A 568-nucleotide genomic window follows, 5' to 3' on the forward strand; every position below is an offset into this window, starting at 1 on the left:
CTGAGCAATAAACTCCTCTCGCTGTTGCTCATCACGTTCTTGGTAGCCGTAAGTTTTTTTTCTGGTGAAGCCAATTTTCTTCAAGGCTCTGGATATGGTGCGAGGAGAGATGTCGTCATCCCAAAGTTCAGCCATCTGAGCGGAGGTTTTGTGGCCATGCTCTTGGGCAAAAGCCTTGAATTTGTGCCAGTCGGTAATTTGGTGGCTATGACCAGGTGGGCGATTAGGTTTAGGGAGGAAGTCGCCGGTGTGTTCTTTTCTTTGCAGCCAGAGATTGATGGTGTTCCGGCTGACATGGAAAACTTGACTGGCTTCTGTTTTGGGCATACCGTCTAGTTCAATTGCATTAATAACTTTTTGTCTAAGGTCGTAACTGTAGGGGGCTGGCTTTTTGGGTCTTCTGTAGATATCCTTGCCATTATACGTCCTAACTGTTCTGTCTTGTGCTATAACCTTGAGAAAAAGTGCGAGACGTTCAGGCATGAAATAGGGTTGCAATACCCGAAATAACCGCCTGATGGGTATTTCAACCCCTTGGTTGAATATAAGGAGCGCACTCCTGACCATT

Annotated in this window: 1 protein-coding gene; it reads right to left on the reverse strand. The window is 46.3% G+C overall.

Features of this window, described 5'->3' with window-relative positions; genetic code table 11:
- The coding region (locus tag P5674_RS25700; protein ID WP_315670473.1) for an IS630 transposase-related protein at positions 1-483 on the reverse strand (483 nt) is incomplete at its 3' end.
- Between the last annotated feature and the right edge of the window lie 85 nt (positions 484-568).

The sequence above is a fragment of the Limnospira sp. PMC 289.06 genome (assembly GCF_032350395.1).
Taxonomy (GTDB): Bacteria; Cyanobacteriota; Cyanobacteriia; order Cyanobacteriales; family Microcoleaceae; genus Limnospira; species Limnospira platensis.